Origin of the sequence: Parabacteroides leei (assembly GCF_023369805.1) — a bacterium.
Lineage (GTDB): Bacteria > Bacteroidota > Bacteroidia > Bacteroidales > Tannerellaceae > Parabacteroides > Parabacteroides leei.
In genome coordinates, this window is the sequence record NZ_JAMBQG010000006.1 from 1 (window position 1) to 19,532 (window position 19,532).

The window sequence follows — 19,532 nt, forward strand, 5'->3', positions numbered from 1 at the left end:
GAATATATAGACTATTATAACAATAAAAGAATTAAAATCAGATTAAATGGAAAGAGTCCGGTGCAGTACCGAACTCTTTATCAAAATATATAGTAGATAACTTGTCCAACTTTTCGGGGTCACTTCACATTTCCGGAGGGGATTTTTTATGCCTTATATTTAAGGATAAGAAATCAATTCCGACACTTGAAGAAATAATTTCCGAAACTTAAAGAAGTAAGTTCCGACACTTGAAGAAGTTTGCATCGGAACATGAAGAAGTATCTTTCGACACTTGAAGAAGTCTGTTGCGTGAGATGAAGAAGTTTGCTCTTCGAGATGAAGAGGTCAGCGTCGTGAGATGAAGAAGTCAGTGACAATAGTAACCTTTCCCCTCTCAAGAGGGGAATCAGTTACTATCTGTCGCTTAAATAAATACTATAAATAGTTCATTTCTTCCCTTATTTCATCGGCCGAATAACAAACTCGAACGTTGTCTCTTCTACCGGAACCAGATACTGCGGCAATACACCCGGACCGCAGGTAGCTGTACCGACACCGGCCTGTACGGCATCCAGATGGACGGTCACGGTTCCGCTTCTTTTCAGTTGGTTGATATGGGTGGAAGCGTCAATGTTATTGTCGGTAAAAGGAACGATACTGAACTGCCAGGGGCGTGATGCCGTGACGTACAGTCCGTTGCCTGCCCCGTTGCTGATCTCCGCCCAACGCATATCCGTGCGGTTTCCGGTCGACTGCGGTTTGACGTACTGGTGGAACATCCGTTCGGCATCCGTATGATCGATGGCTATACGGCCGCTTTGGATACGGTCGACGTAGGTTTCACCGGTACGTCCCAGGTAGGATACCTGTGCGTATTCGGCAGGCATTTCAAACGTAAGTCCGATACGTGCCAGCGATTTGACGATAGCGGTATCCGGAGCGAAAGAGGTTGCTACCTTTACTGTGCCATCGGGGGTAAGTCTATAGTGCTGCGTGGCTGTCGCTACTGTCTCACCTTTGTCATTCAGTAGTGCTACCGTAGCCTGCACGCTGTTCTTTCCTGTGCGGAAAGCAGTTGCCTGCTGGGTGAGCTTGTCCAGTCCGGCCGCTTTCCACAGACGTGCACCGTTACGGTCGCGGTTGTCGTTGTCGGTGATCGGACGGTAGAGGCTGATCGTCATCGGGGTTGAAAACAGTTCTTTTCCGTCGAGCTTGTAAGAGGTCATCGCACCTGTTTCCGGTGAGAAGGAGATATTTACACGATTGTTGCTGAATGTGTTGTCGTTCTGTTTCAGGGCAGAAGCCTGAAATGCCGTGTAGTCCGGCTGGTAGTTTTTGTTGGCTGTCAGGACGAACTGGTCGTAAGCTACCTCGTAGGTAGAGGGGATGAACGGACGTGCCTGTTTGGGGGTCCAGCTCAGGTTGAGGAATACCTCTTTGCAGTTTTTCGGCAGGGAGGTTTTACCCAGTGTGAGCGTGGCTGTTTCGTGCGGGAGACAGTCGACGGTTTCCGTTCCCTGGCGTATGATCTGGCCGTTGTCGGTTATCAGTTGCCAGTGGAGGGTATATTCGTTCAGGTTGCTGAAGTCGTACCAGTTTTTGACGGAAAGGGTCAGGTTGCGTTCGTCCGTCAGTTTTGTTTTGATATACTGGTAGACTTTTTTCACTTCGTTCAGATGCGGATGCGGTTCGCGGTCGGCATTTACCAGGCCATTCGTACAGAAGTTGTCGAAGCTGGGGATACCTTTGGGGCCGTAATCGCCACCGTACGACCAGTACCAGTTGCCATCCTTGTCGATTTCGCGGAACGACTGGTCCACCCAATCCCATACACAGCCGCCTTGTGCCATCGGTTCGTTTTCGAATACGTCCCAGTATTCTTTCAGGCCGCCTACGCTGTTACCCATTGCGTGTACGTATTCGCAGAGGATGAAAGGACGGTAGATTTTCGGTTCTTTCTGGTTCAGATATTCCTTGATAACGTCTACGCTGCGGTACATGCGGCAGTAGATGTCGGTATTGTAGTTCTGTTCGGCACGTTCGTACTGGACGGGGCGTGTCTTTTCGACCGATTTCAACCAGTCGTATGTACGTTCGAAGTTGATACCGTTGCCGGCTTCGTTACCGAGCGACCAGATCACGATGCAGGGGTGGTTTTTGGAACGTTCGTACATGCGTTGCGTACGATCCATGTGTGCCGGCAGCCAGGTACTGTCTTTTGCCAGCGACTCGGGACCGTATCCCATACCGTGCGATTCGATATTGGCTTCATCGATCATATACAAGCCGTATTCGTCGCAGAGGTCGTACCACAGCGGATCGGTGGGGTAGTGGGAGTTGCGGACGGTGTTGATATTATGCTGTTTCATCAGGCTGATATCTTTCAGCATCAGTTCGCGACTGACCGTACGGCCCAGCTGCGAATGTTCGTGGCGGTTGGTTCCTTTGACCAATGTCGGTACGCCGTTTACGCAGAAGCGGCCGTCTTTGATCTCGGAGGTACGGAAACCTACCCGGCATCCGGTCAGTTCCGTTTCTTTTCCACCGGCATCTTTCAGCGAGAGGACGAGGGTGTAGAGGTTGGGGTGTTCCGCGCTCCAGGGGGTGACTCCGGGGAGGGTCGCTTCTTTGAAAGCGATGCGGTTATTTTCTCCGGCAGGGATGTCGGCTTCTTCTTTCAGGACCGTTTTGCCATCGGCGTCTTTCAGTTGATAAGTGATGCGGGAGCCGGGATCGGCTTTGCCTGCAATCTGAATATCGAGATTGAAGATACCGTTTTTATAGGTGTCCTTGTCGAGGGTGGAGATTACTTTGTAATCGGCAATATATTGTTTAGGCGTGCTGTAGAGGTAGACGCTTCGTTCGATACCGCTCAATCGCCACATGTCCTGGCATTCCAGATAGGAGCCGGAACTCCAGCGGTATACTTCCAGTGCGACGGTGTTTTCACCCGGTTGCAGCAGGTCGGTGATATCCCATTCGGCGGGTGTTTTCGAACCTTGGTTATAGCCAATCTTTTCTCCATTGACCCATATATAGTAGAAGGAGATAACGCCTTCGCAACAGAGAACGACACGACGGCCGTCCCATGTCTTCGGAATGGTGAAGGTGCGGCGGTAAGAGCCGACTTCGTTTTCGGCATAAGGGACGAGAGGCGGATTTTTCTTGAAGTTGAACATCGGATCGTCGAATTCGTAAGTCTCATTCACATAGATAGCCGTGCCGTAGCCCTGGCGTTCCCAGTTGCCGGGGACGTTGATGTCGGCCCAGCCGCCGGTGTAGAAAGAGGGTTTGTAGAAATCCTTCGGACGGTTGTCGGGGTTCTTTGTCCAGTGGAATTTCCATTTCCCGTTCAGGGTCTGATACCAGGGGGACGACTCGTGATTGCGTTCGGAGAGAGCTTTCTCGTTCTCGAAAGGCCAGACGTAGGCATGAGGGGCCAGTTTGTTCTGACCGATTGCGTACTGGCTTTGCCATTCAGGTTGGTTGTTGTCTGTTGCGCCTGAAACTGCCTGGGTGAGTCCCAGGCAGCACAGGGCAAAGATTGATAATAGAGTTTTCTTCATGTATTTATAGAATTAATTTGTTTCACTATTTGTCAGAATTGAATGTTACTTTTCTCTTGAAAGAAAAGTAACCAAAAGTTCAAGGCTGCACCGGCTTCGCTGCTATGGTGAAAGACTACGCTGTCGTCTGCGAACTCGCTTCGCTCAAACAGCGCAGCCTCCTCACGCTTCGTCTTTCCCCTTCGCGGACGCTCACCCGCCGAAGGCCTTTCAGAGAACGCAAAGCGTTCTTTGTGGATGGCCGATACCGACACCTTTATAATACAACAGGTGTTTTCGACTTTAACTGACAGTATCGGCCATCCTAAGAGGAAGCTCCGCTTCCTATGAAAGGCCTCAGCTGGCGAGCGTAAAGCGCAGCAGCCGTAGAGAGCGCCCGGAGCATCCGCTGTTTGAGCGAAGCGAGTTCGGAGGCGACAGCGAACGTAGGATGCGGAGTAGCGAACCAGGTGCAGCCTTGATCTTTTGGCTACTTTTGGATCAAGCCAAAAGTAGGTTCACCTTTTGCTAATCATCTTCATTTCTCCCCAATTATTTAATAATTACTTCATCTATATAAACCCAGGTATCCTGTCCGGGCCGTGTATGGCCTTCGGGGCATTTGCCGGGGTTCTGGAGGTCGACTTTCAGGTAACGGCCGGAAGCCTTCAGGTTGTCGAAGAGCTGGTCTTCGATGCGGATACCTTCACGAAAGATCTGTTCCGGTGTGAAGCTGCGTTCGGCTATCCGGCTGAACGTTTGGTTGTCGTCTGAAACGGAGAGGGCAATCTGTTTGGGCAGATGGGCTCCCATACCGTAGTTCGTCATACAACCGATCGTTACTTTGTCGAACGAGTCTGTTTTTCCCAGGTCGAGCGTGAAGGAGGCATTTTTGCCGTACCAGCCGCTCCACTCGAAGTCGGACTGTTTGTCGCTGCCTCTCAGGCCGTTTGTCAGACGGTAGCTCTGTTCGTTACCGTTCGTTACGGGACGGGCTGTGGCCTTGTTCCAGTGGAGCGGAAGGGTGAGCGTTTTCCCTTTCTGTTCACCGTTCATAAAAGTGGCAGCCTTGATAGTCAGATCGCCAGTCGCGATCAGTGAATCCTGGTAGAGCGTGGAGGTGGCCTGCGGTTCGCTTCCGTCTGTGGTATAGCGTACTTCCATATCCGGGCGGATGCAGGTGAGGGCAACCTTCAGGGTGTCGTTACTGCCGGTCACCAGATGGTCGAGGTTGAACATCGAGCGAGCATAGTTCACACCCAGGTAGTCATAATGTTGTGTCAATATATCCAACCGTTTCAGGAATCCGGGCCACTCTTTCCGGTCTTTTCCCGACCAGGCGATTTCGCCAACAGCAGCCAGGCGGGGGAAGAGGAGGTATTCGACATCATCGGCCGAGGAGCAGAATTCGGTCCACATACAACCCTGTACGCCGATCAGTTTTTTAGCTACTTCCGGCTCCCACTCGGGTTGTATCGGTTCGTATTTGTAGACATTTTCCAGGGTGTTGTTACCGAAATAGGTACGCGGTTCAAACCATTGCGGTCCCTGGTAGCGAATCAGGTACAAGACGCGGGCCGGTGTCATGATAAAACGGTGTCCCATCTGTCCGGCTTTGTAACCGGCTGTACCGAGTCCCTGCCAGCCCAGTATGATCGCGTCATCGGGTATTTTGCTGTTGGTCAGTTCATCCCATCCGATCACTTCACGACCTTTACTTTTCACGTAACCGGCCATGCGTCCCATGAAGTAACCCTGCAACTCTTCGATGTCGGTAAATCCCTCCGCTTTCATACGGGCCTGGCATAGCGGACATATTTTCCAGTATCTTTTGGATGCTTCGTCGCCGCCCAGATTGATATAACGGGAGGGGAAGAGAGCCATCACTTCATCGAGCACATCCTGCAGGAAAGAGAAAACCTTGTCGTTGCCTGCACAGTAGACGATTTCGGAGCCGTGTCCGCCCATTCCGGGGATTACATGGATCGGGTCTTTCACTACCGGACATGCCAGTTCGGGGAAAGCTGCCAGGGAGGAATTGGTATGTGCGGGCATTTCTATTTCGGGGATGATCTCTACCTGCCGTGCACTGGCATAGGCAATGATCTCCTTCATATCTTCCTGTGTGTAGAAACCACCGACGGGTGTCGGTTCACCGGCTTTTGCGTTTTTGCGTTGGGAGAAATCCTTTTCACGTTCTACGCGCCAGGCTCCCACTTCGGTGAGGCGGGGATATTTCTTTATCTCCAGACGCCATCCGTTGTCGTCCACCAGATGCAGATGGAGCTTGTTCAACTTCAACATCGACATATAATCGATGATTTTGATCACATTCTCTTTCGGGATAAAACAGCGGGACACATCCAATAACAGGCCACGGTAAGGAAAGCGGGGACCGTCCTGGAGTGTTACTGCCGGTATGTTCCATTGAATGCCTTCTGCCGGCGTTTTACTTTCGATTGCCGGAGGAAGAAGCTGACGGATCGATTGCACGGCGTAAAAGAATCCGGCGGCATCGGCTGCCTTAATTGAAATATGCGAGGGAGTTATTTCCAGTTTATAGTTTTCTTCAGCCAGTGCAGTATCCGTAGAGAAAACAATGGAGGCGGAAGTATCGGACGAACCGATATTGACTGTCGGGGTGAATCCGGCAGAAACGGTAAATAAGTCCGCCAATAATTCGGCAACAGTTTCTTGTTCCTGGTTCTTCACTTCGATAGTAGTAGATTTGCTGAATGTGAAATGGCCTTTACCGGTTGTTTGCTGTTCCGGTTGCGGGATGATGCCTGCTTCCGGCGAAGTCAGGGATGTACAACCTGTGGTCAACCAAACGGTAAAGAAAAAGAGGAGTAGTTTGCTTTTTGTCATTTGATATATTTTTTGAGTTAACATATTCGATGCATATTATTAGATTTTGTAGTTACAAAATTAGAGATATGCATGTCGCCCGATGTCTGGTTTTGTACAAAAATGTTCAATATTTGTCCAGAAGAAGGAGAAACGATTGATTTTTGGACGTTACTTGAAGGGTGTGAGTTCCGTAAGAACTTATGTCGTTTGTATTTAGAACAAAGATATAAAAGATTTTTTTACACAATGATTCTTTTCTTATACTTTCTATAACAAGCCGTTATTTCATCTTTTACCTGACTAGAGGAATAATCCGGTAAGAAGTCAGTCCGGAGAGGAAGATAAAACAAAAAGACAAAGGCAGTCTCATTTCCCAAAATCAATTCCATTTCGAATGATATTTTACGTATAAAATCTACCCGTGAAGTATATCTGGATTTAGGTTTATTCTTTAATGTTTTAATACTCTTTTGTTTATCGCAAAACGACATGAGTTCTTACGGAACACTGGTATTAACTTACTTAACAAACCTTTAAGATGTTAACTATAAATAGATATATCTATTCCTTCTTTTTCATTATTTATTGCCTGACTGTTGCGGAAGCTGCCCCTGAGTATTATTTCAAGCAGATTTCCCTTAGAGAAGGATTATCGGAATCTATGGTGAAATGCGTATTGACGGATCATAAAGGATTGATTTGGATTGGTACCCGTTTTGGGTTGAACAATTTCGACCGTGAACGCGTAAAAAGCTACTATCATGATAAAAAAGATCCTTTCTCCCTACCTGGCAACGATATAACTTTTCTGGTAGAAGATTCTTTATGGAATTTATGGGTGGCAACAGAGCACGGGCTGGTACTGTATGATCGGGAAAACGACGATTTTATCCCGGTGACAATCGAAGGACATACTTTGAATGTCTTTTCCTATGTGTCCCTTGAAGACGGTATCTTGTTCTTTGGACGGGGAACGTTTTTCAAGTATGATTATAAGGATAAGGAAATTATTCCTTTGCCTGTCCGTTCGTCGGAGAATATACGAGTCGCTTTCGAGAAAGCATGCCTTTATGACAAAGAGAATGATCTGGTTTTACTGGCATCCCGTTGGAATGGTTTATGGGAATACAATATGCGGACCGGAAGTTTGCGACGGGCCTCTTTTACTACAATGTATCAGATAGCAGCATTGTATGTAGACTCTTCGGGTTGTTTGTGGTTGTCTCCCTATGGTAAAGGGTTGGTTGGGTTCGATCGTAACAAGAAACAGATCTGCCGTTTGACAGCCCCCGGAGACCTATCCAATGGAATTATCCTCGACATAAAGGAGCGGGACGGAAAGCTTTGGCTGGCTACGGATGGGGGAGGCATTAACGTATACGATCCGGCAACAGCTTCGGTTACCGTAATCAACCATATACCGGGAAAGCCGTCTTCATTGCCCGAAAATTCTTTCTGGTGTCTCTATAATGATCCCGATAACAATATCTGGGTAGGAAGTATCAGGGGCGGCCTGATCGGGATGAAGGAGGTGTATATACAAACCCACCGGGATGTCTTATTGAATTCTGCGTATGGTCTGAGCGAGAAAGCGGTTGTCGGTATGTATGAAGATAAGGAAAATATAATTTGGTTGGGGACAGACGGAGGAGGAATAAACCGTCTGGATCCTCAGACCGGACGATTTAACCATTATCCTTCGACCTACCCGTCGAAAGTCGTCTCCATCATTGGTTTTGATGCGACAACGCTTCTTTATTCCGGTTTCGGGGAAGGCCTGTTCCTGCTCGATAAAAACAGCGGTACGGTAAAAGCTTATCCTGTTATGGATAAGGGGAAGCATGACTTGCTGTTCAGGACAGGCAAATCGGTCCATCTGTTGCGCCTGGACGATAACCGTTTTTATATGTTGGCAGACAGTGTTTATTTGTATGAGCAGTCTTCCCGCAAACTAAAGACTGTAAAAAACAGAAATCCCGGATTGACCGTTGGGTCTCTTTATGTGGTAGGACGAGAAGCAAATGTAAGTTATTTACGGGGCGAAACGGATCTGTTTGAGCTCGACCATGCAAGTAATACAATGCGTGCCATTTATTCGTCTGCTGATTCGACCGGTATAATTGCAGCAGCCTGCAAGGATTCCCGGGGATGTTTCTGGATTGGGACCACGGTAGGTTTGTTCTGTTACGATCCGCTTGCCAAAACGTTGATACCGGTAGAAAGTAATCGCTTTCCCGGGATCACTTCTCTCGGATTCGACAATGCCGGACGCTTGTGGATCGGAACACATAACGGCTTGTACGCCTATATACCGGATAATAGGAAAATAATGGTGTTCGGAGAATCCGACGGCGTATATGCTAACGAATACATATCTAAATCCCCGTTGATAACCCGTAAAGGCGATATTTATATGGCCGGGGTGATGGGAGTGGTGCATATTAAGAATAATATTCCTTTTCCCGAAAATCCTGATCCTGTAATAGACCTGCTGGATGTAACGTTGAATGGGGCTTCCGCCGGTTCCCTGGCAAGCCGGAATGAAAATACGATCCTTGTCCCCTGGAACTATACTTCCTTAATGGCAAAGATCATTATCCGTGAAAACGATCTGATGAGGAAAAAACTATTTCGTTATTATATAAAAGGAAAGCAGGAGGAGATGATAGAGTCGACTGAGCGTACGATTGCGTTTCATGCTTTATCTGTCGGAGAGTATGAAGTCTGGGTGTCGTGTAATAAGAAAAACGGGGATTGGAGTGTGCCGGTCAAATTGTTATCCATCGAAGTAACCCCTCCCTGGTGGCGTACGAACTGGTTCCTGTTCTGCTGCATCTTGTTTCTGTTAGCAGGCCTGTCCTTCATCTTCTGGCTGGTGATGAAAAGGCAGGAAACCCGTATGATCTGGGCGATGAAGGAACACGAACAACGGACTTATGAAGAGAAGATACGCTTCCTCATTAACCTGAACCATGAACTCCGTACGCCTCTTACCTTAATCTATTCCCCGCTTAAACGACTGTTGAACTCGGGAGAGATCACCAACACCGGCCATGCCCGGCAATTGGGGGATATCCTGAAACAGACCCGTCGTATCAAAGATATAATCAATATGGTATTGGATGTCCGGAAAATGGAAACCGGGACGGAGACGCTTAAGATCGGATCGTACGATCTGAACGAGTGGATTCGGCAGGTGGCAGATACTTTCAAAGGCGAATTGCTGTACAAGAATATTCGCCTCGAATACCGGTTGGACGACTCGATAGGCGAAATCCCCTTCGATGTGGCCAAATGTGAGATCGTCTTGTCTAACCTGGTCATGAATGCATTGAAATTCAGTAATGGAAACTCCTGCATTACCGTATCTTCCCGGCTTTTACATGATTACGTGCGAATCTCGGTTTCCGACCAGGGGATCGGCTTGAATAATGTCGACCTTTCCCGGTTGTTCGACCGTTTCTATCAGGGAGTGCACGGCAGGCAAGGCACAGGAATCGGCTTGTCGTATGCCCGCCTGCTGGTTGAAATGCATAAAGGACGTATCGGTGCAGCCAATAATACGGATAAGGGAGCTGTTTTCTTTTACGAGTTGCCTTTAGATAATACAACCGCTTCGATCGTTGCCAAACCTTACCTGAATGAACTGCTTGTCTCGTCTGAAGAGAAAGAAGATGCCAACGTCGACTTCTCTGTCAGAAAATACTCCGTGCTCGTTGTGGAGGACGAACCGGAACTGCGGAATTACCTGAAGACCTCTTTAAAAGAATACTTCAAGCAGGTGTATGTAGCCGAAGATGGAGCCGAGGCTTTCGAAATGGCTGTACGTTATTTGCCGGACATTGTTATCAGTGATGTCATGATGCCCCGGATGGATGGCTTTGAGTTCTGCCGGCAATTGAAAAGCAACCTTGAAGTCAGCCATATCCCGGTGGTACTGTTGACTGCCCGGACCGGCCATGCCAACACGGTACAGGGATATAAGGAAGGGGCGGACTTTTATCTGCCGAAACCTTTTGACCTGGAATTTCTTCTGGCCATAGCCCGTAACCTGTTGAAGAACCGGGAAGCTGTCAGGCTGCGGTATAAAGAGAGTAAAGAAATCGTTTTGCCCAAAGAAGATACCGTTAGTAATGCGGACGAGAAGTTTATGGAAAAGCTGAATGAGTTGATAAGCGAACACCTGGATAACCCGGAATTGGATGTGAACTTCGTGGCCTCTCAAATGGCGATGAGCCGTGCTTCGCTGTATAATAAACTGAAAGCCTTGACGGACGTCAGTATCGGTGATTATATCAATAAGTTCAGGATGGCCCGCGTGATGGAGTTGCTGGCTGATAAGGAGCTAAGTATTATGGAAGTTTCGGAGAAAGCCGGATTTACCAACCAGCGGTATTTCAGTACGGTATTCAAACAGGTCTATGGCACTACCCCGTCTAAATACCGTCAGGAGCATTTCTCCTGATGTTATTTATTTACGGATAGGCAGCAGGTAAATGACACGTGCAGAGATTACCTGGCTGGAGGCTTTGCTGAAGTCGTCGCTTTTACGTGTGTTAAACATATCTCCTAATGCGTAATAGTAGCGTCCTTCAAGCAGGAAATAACCGATACCGGTACGCAACTCGATACCCGGACCTCCGCATAATCCCCAGTCGAATTTCTTTTGGATAGGTAGGTTATGCTGGTAGTTGGCACCGTCGTTCTGGTTGGGTTCATTTGGATTTGTGCTGGTCTTATCGCTGATGGCATAACCTATCTTGGGCCCCAGGTTGACATAAAACTTAAACCGGTTGCTCCCGAAATAAATATGGGTGAAGAATGGGATTTCAAGGTAGTTGACCGTGCGAGCGTATTTATAAGTCGGATTGTTATCAAACTTTTCTTCCCAACCCTGCTGGCTGAAGTTCAACTCGGTCTGTAAGCCCAGGTTCTTTTCCGAATTCCACCGTAATACCAGACCACCGTTGTATCCCTGTTTCATCTTGGTCGACACCTTGGGACTGAAACTGACAGACGAAAAGTTCATACCGAACGAAGCACCGACAGATACTTCCTGCGGGAATTTACTTTGTGCCTTACTTCCGATAATAACGGCCAGGCACAAAGAGGATAGGATTATAATCTTTCTGATCATCTTACTTCACTGCGTGTTACATTGTAGTCGTTCTGGTAGTGAACGATAAATATGTTGGTGTTGATAAAACCTCCCCAGTTATTAACCCGTTCGAAGTCGAAGCAGGTCTGTATTCCTTTGTAGCGGATGTTACCCAGGTTGTTCTCGAAGTTGGAACCGTATTTGCGGATGGCATCGAAGAAGAACATACCGGTATCGAAGCCTAATATTCCGTATTTAGGGAAGTAGTTGATCAGGCTCTTGCTGTACCAGGTCTTGTATTTCGAATAGAAGTCCGATACTTCGGGTGCGAGATTGTCTGCATAGAAGTTACTATATATATAGGTATTCAATGCAAAGAAATCGTCGAGGCACTCGCGTGTATAAGTCTGCCATTCCGGATAACCGAACATGGTGATGTTGTATTCCGGCTTTGTCTCGGAAAGCATGCGCAGGGGCGATTTGAATTTGTTCAGCGCTTCCAGTGTGCCGGAAGTGGGGACGATAACGCTTCGTTTTTCCTTGCTCAACAGGGCTTCCATATCGGTCGGGAATGTTTCAGCCGAGTAAGTCAGTTCGCGCCAGGGGATATTCCGTTGTTTCATTTCAGCTTTGAAGGCTTTGATGAAATCTGTTTTCTCTTCCGTTCCGGGAACTTTCAACAGGATCACATTGTCGTTGGCAAACAAGTCGCATCCGGCCTGTGATGCTTTGGCATACAGGTAGGAGTGAGGGGTATTTACTTGGAATATGTTAGCATTGGATAATACGTCGTCGTTCTTGGATGTGAACGGAATGACGTATTTGATATTGTTCTTCTCTGCAAATTCGGCAACCGGACCGATCTGGTCGTTGTATACGGCCCCAATGATCAGGTTGGCTTCTTTCAAAGCATCGTCTTTCAGTACCTCTTTCAGTTTCTTTGTACCGCTGCCTGTATCGAATACGGATAGCTCGATCGAACCTCCGCTGTTACGAAGACTGTCGACTGCTAGCAACATTCCTTCGTAATACTCGATGAAACGCAGGGTATTGGCCGAAGGTGTCTTCTCGTTTGTCATAAACGGTAACAATAGGGCTACCTTGATCATATTTACCCGTTTGATCTCTTTGGGAGCGGTAAGCAGGGCATTCACGTCTCTTTCATGCATGACCGGAGCGGTTTCGGTAACGACATCTTTTGTCTCCACCGGTATTTTGATAACCATGCCGGCTTTTACACCGTCTTTCAGTTTCGGGTTCCGTTTGATAAGTTCTGCACTCGAAACGTTGAACTTACGACAGATACGATACATGGTTTCTTTCTTCTCGATCGTATATTCGATCTCCTTGGTGACGGTCTTTACCTCTTTGGTAGGCAACGACTCGATAGGAGTAGCCGGGATACGGATGGTTTTGCCGATCGTAAAAGTGGAAGTCGACAACCCCGGGTTAGCTTCGATGATGTCCGGACCGGGTACAGCATACCGGATAGACAACGAATAAAGCGTTTCCTTCGGTTGGATCGTATGATATAAGAAGTTTTCTTCCGTCTTTTCCAGTGAGGCGGAACCGGCATCCCGTTGCGGGATCTTTAAAGTGGCACCCGCCTTGATCGACTCGCGGCTTTCGGGGTTCAGACGATAAATATCATCTACCGTCACTCCGTACATAGTAGCGATGGAGTAAACGGTCTGTCCCCGCTCTATGGTATGATAAAATATATTATCATTTAGTTCGTTAGTAGTAATAATCCGTGCTCTGTTGTTTTGTGAATGCAAAGAAATACAGGCAAAACTCAGGCATAATGTCAATACGTATATACTAATCTTATTCATTTGCTGATTGGAATATTTGCCGCAAAGATAGTGTATGTCCGTATAAAATACTAATTTTGGAAGCTAATTAGGTTATAATATATGCAAAGGAATTGTTTACGAAAAGTGGTCGGGACACTCTGTTTTCTATTGTTGGTACTTGCAGCACATGCTCAAAAATATACGGTGACGGGGGGGCAAGGGACGCCTCTGCTGGCGACAACTGTTGATGACTTACAAGTCTATCTTGTCTATGGAATGGAAAATGTGGAGATACGATATACTCCCGTTGCAGGCAATCATAAATGGTACAAGTATAAAAATAAAGCATTAGGAGACGGTGTAGAAATACCTTCATTTATGGAAGGTGCCACCACTGTGGTTCGTAATATCGAAGAAGGGTATGGATATTATGTTATGGAGAATGATAATATTGCTACTGCTAAATATGTATGGATTATTGATTATAGTAAATATGCTTTTGATATCTCCAGTTTTCATGTGGATACAGAAAAGAGCAATTGTGATGGTATGTATTTGGCCACTTCCGGAGAAGTAAAAGATATAAAATATAGTCGTCCGAAAGGTGTTCCCGGAACGTTGGAGCGAGAGTTTGAAGTTACTTATCAAACGATGGATTATGAAGAGAATAGTTCGATGATGGTTACGAAAACAGTAACAGAAACTATCAATGATCCGTTTAAAGACAAAATAGGTCCTCCTTTCTGTGATACGGATGTGACGTTGTCAGGAGATTTGTTTGCCCGTCATTTCGGGGTGGGGAAAACTATAACCTCCGATGTCTATCAAGCCGTAGCAGTAAAGGCTACTATGAAAATAGATACCTTGTCCTATGCAAGCGATATCCCTAACATGGTAGTGAAAGGAGATAGTTTGTCGGCTCCTGTCGAGTTTAATTTTACAGCAATAGCCAATATTCCTGTAGCTGCTGTATTCAAGTGGTCAATCTTCCAGAAGAATGAGGGTACGGAGAATACAAAGCTATTGGAGCAGAACGGAAATAGAGAAGAAATCAATTATACCTTCAACCGGAATGGTACCTATATTGTTTCTTTAGAGGTATCAGACCGAACGTTGCAATGTACGGATATTCTGCCTGAGGTTACAATAAATATCTCAGACACCTATCTCGAAGTCCCTAATGCATTCTCTCCCGGAACGACTCCCGGTATAAACGACGAGTTCAGGGTAGCCTACCGCTCCCTTAACAGTTTCAAATGCTGGATATTCAATCGGTGGGGGGCAGAGATCTATCATTGGACAGACCCGTCGCAAGGTTGGGATGGTAAGAAAGGGGGGAAGTATGTGGCTCCCGGTGTTTATTTTTATGTGATAGAGGCAACCGGCTCGGACGGTAAGCGAATAAAGAAAAAAGGTTCAATTAACATTCTTAGATCAAAGAGAATAGATGATGAAATTATCGAGGAATAGTATATTTAGTTTTTTGGCAGGTGGCTTGCTTTGCCTGACGGCCTGCCTGTCGATCAGTTCTAGTGATTCGGAAAAAGTATTGGAGGGAAAGCCTGTCGTTATGGCGATGACGGCTTCACCGGATGTCCCTGCGTCTTTGGATTTTTGTGGAGAACCGATAGACCTGACCCGCTACAATATGCGTGAAGGGTTCGATCGCGAGTTGAGTAGTTTTACCTATTTCCATTCTACTACCATGCTGTTGATCAAGCGTGCCAACCGTTACTTCCCGGTTATCGAACCGATATTGAAGGCGAACGGTATCCCTGACGACTTTAAATACCTGGCAGTGATAGAAAGTCACCTCGACCCCCGTGTCTCTTCCCCTGCGCGTGCAGTCGGAATGTGGCAGTTCCTGGAAGGAACGGGTAAGCAATATGGCCTGACGGTCACGCCCACGGTCGATGAACGTTGTCATGTAGCCAAAGCAACCGAGGCAGCCTGTAAATACCTGAAGTCCGCCTATGCCAAATATGGGAACTGGCCCAATGTAGCCGCCTCCTACAATGCCGGTATGGGACGTATCTCCGGTGAACTGACCAAGCAGACGGCCGACAGTACGTTCGACCTCTGGCTGGTAGAAGAAACAAGCCGTTACGTTTACCGTATCATGGCTATCAAACAGATATTTGAGAACCCCTATAAATACGGTTTCGTGCTTCGTGCCGAAGACCTGTATAAGCCGATTGAATGTGAAGATGTAACGGTGTCGGCCGATATCCAGGACTTGTCTGAATTTGCACAGAAGAACGGGATCACTTATGCAGACCTGAAACGTTTCAACCCCTGGTTGCGCGACCGCAAGTTGCAGACTCTGGGTAAGACCTATACGCTTCAGATCCCCAAACAAAACGAGATGTATTACAAAACTCCCAACACCTATGTCCATCATTCGGGTTGGGTGGTAAGATAAAACGCCGACAGTAAAAAAGTATGAACGATAAGAATGCATTGGAGGGCGGACGTATTTCCGTTTTAGGCGCCCGTGTTCACAATCTAAAGAATATAGATGTAGAGATACCCCGTAACAAACTCACTGTCATCACAGGGATGAGCGGTAGCGGGAAGTCGTCGCTGGCTTTCGACACGATCTTTGCGGAAGGACAACGCCGTTATGTGGAGACATTCTCCGCCTATGCCCGTAATTTCCTCGGGAATATGGAACGTCCGGATGTAGATAAGATCACGGGACTGAGTCCGGTTATCTCCATCGAACAGAAAACGACCAACAAGAATCCCCGCTCGACAGTCGGTACGACTACCGAGGTGTACGACTTTTTCCGTCTGCTTTATGCCCGTGCGGGAGAGGCTTTCTCGTACCTGAGCGGTGAGAAGATGGTTAAATATACAGAGGAAAAGATACTCGAACTGATTCTGGAGCATTATAGCGGAAAGAAAACTTATCTATTAGCCCCGTTGGTACGTAACCGTAAGGGACATTATAAGGAACTGTTCGAGCAGGTCCGTAAGAAAGGCTATCTGAATGTTCGCGTAGACGGTGAACTGAAAGAGATCTTCCACGGGATGAAACTCGATCGTTATAAGATGCACAGTATCGAAGTGGTGATCGATAAAATGGTCGTTTCCCCTTCCGACGAACGCCGGTTGAAGGAAAGCCTGCGTATTGCCATGAAGCAGGGGGATGGACTTGTATTGATCCTCGATGCCGATACGGACGAAGTGCGCCATTACAGCCGCCAGTTGATGGACCCTGCAACGGGATTATCTTACAGCGAACCGGCTCCCCACAACTTCTCTTTCAACTCCCCCCAGGGAGCTTGTCCGAAGTGTAAGGGACTGGGGCAGGTCAACCTGCTGGATATGGAAAAGATCGTGCCTGATCCTTCTCTGAGTATCTATAATGGTGGTATAGTTGCTCTCGGAAAATATAAAAATTCATTGATATTCTGGCAGATCGAGGCCTTGTGCGAAAAGCATGGGGTAACTATCAAAACCCCGATCAAGGATGTCCCGGAAGAGGCGATGGATGAGATCATGAACGGTACGGACGAACGCCTGCAAATCAAGAATGAGTCGCTGGGTGCTTCCAACTATTTCCTGTCTTATGAAGGGGTTGCCAAATATATCCTGATGCAGCAGGACAGCGAAGCTTCCGCCTCTGCCCAGAAATGGGCCGGACAGTTTATCAAAATGACCACCTGTCCCGAATGTAACGGTCAGCGCCTGAATAAAGAAGCCTTGCATTACCGGATTGCCGGAAAGAATATCGCGGAACTGTCCGCTATGGATATTGCCGAGCTTTACGAATGGCTCGACGGAGTGGAAGAAAAACTCGACCAGAAACAGATACAGATCGCCACAGAGATATTGAAAGAGATCCGTTCGCGTTTGAAATTCCTGTTGGATGTGGGACTGGATTACCTCTCCCTCAACCGTGCATCGGCAAGCCTTTCCGGTGGGGAGAGCCAACGTATCCGTCTGGCAACCCAGATCGGTAGCCAACTGGTCAACGTACTCTATATCCTGGATGAACCGAGTATCGGCCTGCATCAGCGGGATAATGTGCGTCTGATCAATTCACTGAAAGAACTTCGTGATACCGGCAACTCGGTCGTTGTTGTGGAACACGATAAAGATATGATGCTGAATGCCGACTATGTGGTCGACATGGGACCGAAAGCCGGTCGCCTGGGAGGCGAAGTCGTTTACGAAGGAACGCCCCAGGATATGCTGAAAGCAGGTACGCTTACTTCGGCTTACCTGAATGGGGAAACGGAGATCGCCATTCCCGCCGAACGCCGTCCGGGAAACGGCAAGTTTATTACGATAAAAGGAGCCGGCGGAAACAACCTGAAGAATGTAAACGTAACCTTCCCGCTCGGAACACTGATCTGTGTGACCGGTGTATCCGGTAGTGGAAAATCGACCTTGATCAACCGTACCTTGCAACCGATCCTGAGCCAGCATTTCTATCGTTCGCTGGAAGATCCGTTGCCTTACAAATCGATCGAAGGTATCGATAACGTAGATAAGATCGTCAATGTCGACCAGTCGCCTATCGGCCGTTCGCCGCGGAGCAATCCGGCTACTTATACCGGTGTCTTTTCCGATATCCGTAACCTTTTTGTCGATCTTCCCGAGTCGAAGGTAAGGGGGTACAAACCCGGCCGTTTTTCGTTTAATGTATCCGGCGGACGCTGCGAAACCTGCAAGGGTAACGGCTACAAGACCATCGAAATGAACTTCCTGCCGGATGTATTGGTACCTTGCGAAGACTGTCATGGCAAGCGTTATAACCGTGAAACGCTTGAAGTCCGTTTCCGCGGTAAATCCATAGCCGATGTGTTGGATATGACGATCAATATGGCTGTGGAGTTCTTCGAGAATATCCCGACCATCCTCTCCAAGATAAAAGTCCTGCAGGATGTGGGATTGGGGTATATCAAACTGGGCCAGCCATCCACTACCTTATCCGGAGGGGAAAGCCAGCGTGTGAAACTGGCTACCGAACTGGCCAAGAAGGATACCGGCAATACCTTATATGTATTGGACGAACCGACTACCGGTCTTCATTTCGAAGATATCCGTGTCCTGTTGGGTGTCCTGAACAAGCTGGTGGAAAAAGGCAACACCATCATTGTGATCGAGCATAACCTCGACGTGATCAAATGTGCCGACTACCTGATCGACATGGGCCCCGAAGGCGGACGCAAAGGCGGCCAGGTCTTATTCACCGGCACTCCCGAGGAAATGATCAAGAAGAAAAACAAGAGTTATACGGCTCCGTTCCTGAAAGAGGAGTTGAAACGATAACCTGGCACAGGCAAGCTGGGAATCTGACATGCCTATCCCGGTTTGCCGGCATAACTAAGACAGAATAGTAACTAAGTAAAGACAGATATATGAAGAATCCTATCCAAATGATCAAGCAATGCGTAGAGAAGGAAGAACCTTACTTCCTGCTGCGCGGACAAGATATATGTGCTTTGGCGGCTATTGAAACATATTACGCTGAAGTAAAGAAAAATGTTAAAGATCCTTACTTCATAGAAGAGATCGAAGAGATAATGAAAGACTTCCGGGCCTTCCGGGAAGAGCAGCAAACCCATATTCCGGATTGATCGATGGCAGACGACAGTTACAGAACCATTAAACAAGTAGCAGAGGGCTATTACACAGAGAAGCGCAGCCGCTTTATCTCGTATGCCATCCCCGTGCGTACGGTCGAAGAGGTGAAGGAGCAACTGGATAAATACCGTAAACAATATTACGATGCCCGCCACGTCTGTTGGGCCTATATGCTTGGAGCCGATCGTCTGACTTTCCGGTCGAACGACGATGGAGAGCCGTCGTCCACTGCCGGTAAGCCGATCCTGGGGCAGATCAATTCCAACGAGTTAACCGATATCCTGATTGTTGTCATTCGTTATTTCGGAGGAATAGAGTTAGGTACCAGCGGCCTGATCGTCGCTTACCGTACGGCCGCAGCCGAGGCGATTGCCGCAGCCGAGATCGAGGAACGCACGGTGGATGAAGATATCACTGTCGCTTTCGAATATCCTTATCTGAACGGAATTATGCGGATAGTGAAAGAGGATAATCCTATGATCGTATCGCAGAAGTTCGAAATGGATTGCGAAATGACCCTCCGTATCCGAAAGGGAGAAGCAGAACGTTTAAAGAATCGATTACTGAAAGTGGAGTCGGCGTATCTCAAGTAAATTATTAATAATCTGAAACATGGGTTATCGGCTATTTTCGATTTGAGAGGATTTTCTTAATTTTGTTCTC

At 47.5% G+C, this 19,532-nt stretch carries 11 protein-coding genes; 7 read left to right on the forward strand and 4 right to left on the reverse strand.

Features of this window, described 5'->3' with window-relative positions:
- On the forward strand, window positions 1-93 hold a 93-nt coding region (locus tag M1P97_RS10355; protein WP_249388746.1), incomplete at its 5' end, for an IS3 family transposase.
- 347 nt (window positions 94-440) lie between these two features.
- On the opposite strand, the gene M1P97_RS10360 is transcribed toward M1P97_RS10355, so the two are convergent.
- On the reverse strand, window positions 441-3,548 hold the full coding sequence (locus tag M1P97_RS10360) for a glycoside hydrolase family 2 TIM barrel-domain containing protein (RefSeq protein WP_249389034.1): 3,108 nt from the start codon (window positions 3,546-3,548) through the stop codon (window positions 441-443).
- Window positions 3,549-4,079: 531 nt separating this feature from the next.
- Window positions 4,080-6,395 (reverse strand): beta-N-acetylhexosaminidase, encoded by a 2,316-nt coding sequence (locus tag M1P97_RS10365; protein ID WP_249389035.1) that lies wholly within the window; start codon window positions 6,393-6,395, stop codon window positions 4,080-4,082.
- 520 nt (window positions 6,396-6,915) lie between these two features.
- Between M1P97_RS10365 and M1P97_RS10370 the strand changes: the two genes are divergently transcribed.
- On the forward strand, window positions 6,916-10,842 hold the full coding sequence (locus tag M1P97_RS10370; RefSeq protein WP_249389036.1) for a hybrid sensor histidine kinase/response regulator transcription factor: 3,927 nt from the start codon (window positions 6,916-6,918) through the stop codon (window positions 10,840-10,842).
- 6 nt (window positions 10,843-10,848) lie between these two features.
- Here M1P97_RS10370 and M1P97_RS10375 read toward each other — a convergent pair whose 3' ends face one another.
- Window positions 10,849-11,514 (reverse strand): porin family protein, encoded by a 666-nt coding sequence (locus tag M1P97_RS10375; protein WP_195375504.1) that lies wholly within the window; start codon window positions 11,512-11,514, stop codon window positions 10,849-10,851.
- Window positions 11,511-13,310: a LysM peptidoglycan-binding domain-containing protein gene (locus M1P97_RS10380; protein WP_195375505.1), complete on the reverse strand. Its 1,800-nt coding sequence runs from the start codon at window positions 13,308-13,310 to the stop codon at window positions 11,511-11,513. Before M1P97_RS10380 ends, M1P97_RS10375 begins: the two co-directional genes overlap by 4 nt.
- Before the next feature lie 81 nt (window positions 13,311-13,391).
- Between M1P97_RS10380 and M1P97_RS10385 the strand changes: the two genes are divergently transcribed.
- The 5 genes from M1P97_RS10385 to M1P97_RS10405 all read left to right on the forward strand — a co-directional run bounded on the left by M1P97_RS10385 (window position 13,392) and on the right by M1P97_RS10405 (window position 19,462).
- Entirely contained in the window at window positions 13,392-14,741 is a 1,350-nt protein-coding gene (locus tag M1P97_RS10385; protein WP_195375506.1) for a T9SS type B sorting domain-containing protein, read from the forward strand.
- On the forward strand, window positions 14,719-15,693 hold the full coding sequence (locus M1P97_RS10390; RefSeq protein ID WP_195375507.1) for a lytic transglycosylase domain-containing protein: 975 nt from the start codon (window positions 14,719-14,721) through the stop codon (window positions 15,691-15,693). The genes M1P97_RS10385 and M1P97_RS10390 overlap by 23 nt, the downstream gene beginning before the upstream one ends.
- Window positions 15,694-15,713: 20 nt before the next feature.
- Entirely contained in the window at window positions 15,714-18,554 is a 2,841-nt protein-coding gene (gene uvrA / locus M1P97_RS10395) for an excinuclease ABC subunit UvrA (RefSeq protein ID WP_249389037.1), read from the forward strand.
- 89 nt (window positions 18,555-18,643) lie between these two features.
- On the forward strand, window positions 18,644-18,862 hold the full coding sequence (locus M1P97_RS10400) for a hypothetical protein (RefSeq protein ID WP_028726734.1): 219 nt from the start codon (window positions 18,644-18,646) through the stop codon (window positions 18,860-18,862).
- A 3-nt stretch (window positions 18,863-18,865) separates the two neighbouring features.
- Window positions 18,866-19,462 carry an IMPACT family protein gene (locus M1P97_RS10405; protein WP_249389038.1) on the forward strand — a complete coding sequence of 199 codons (597 nt, stop codon included), beginning with the start codon at window positions 18,866-18,868 and terminating at the stop codon, window positions 19,460-19,462.
- Window positions 19,463-19,532 lie beyond the last annotated feature (70 nt).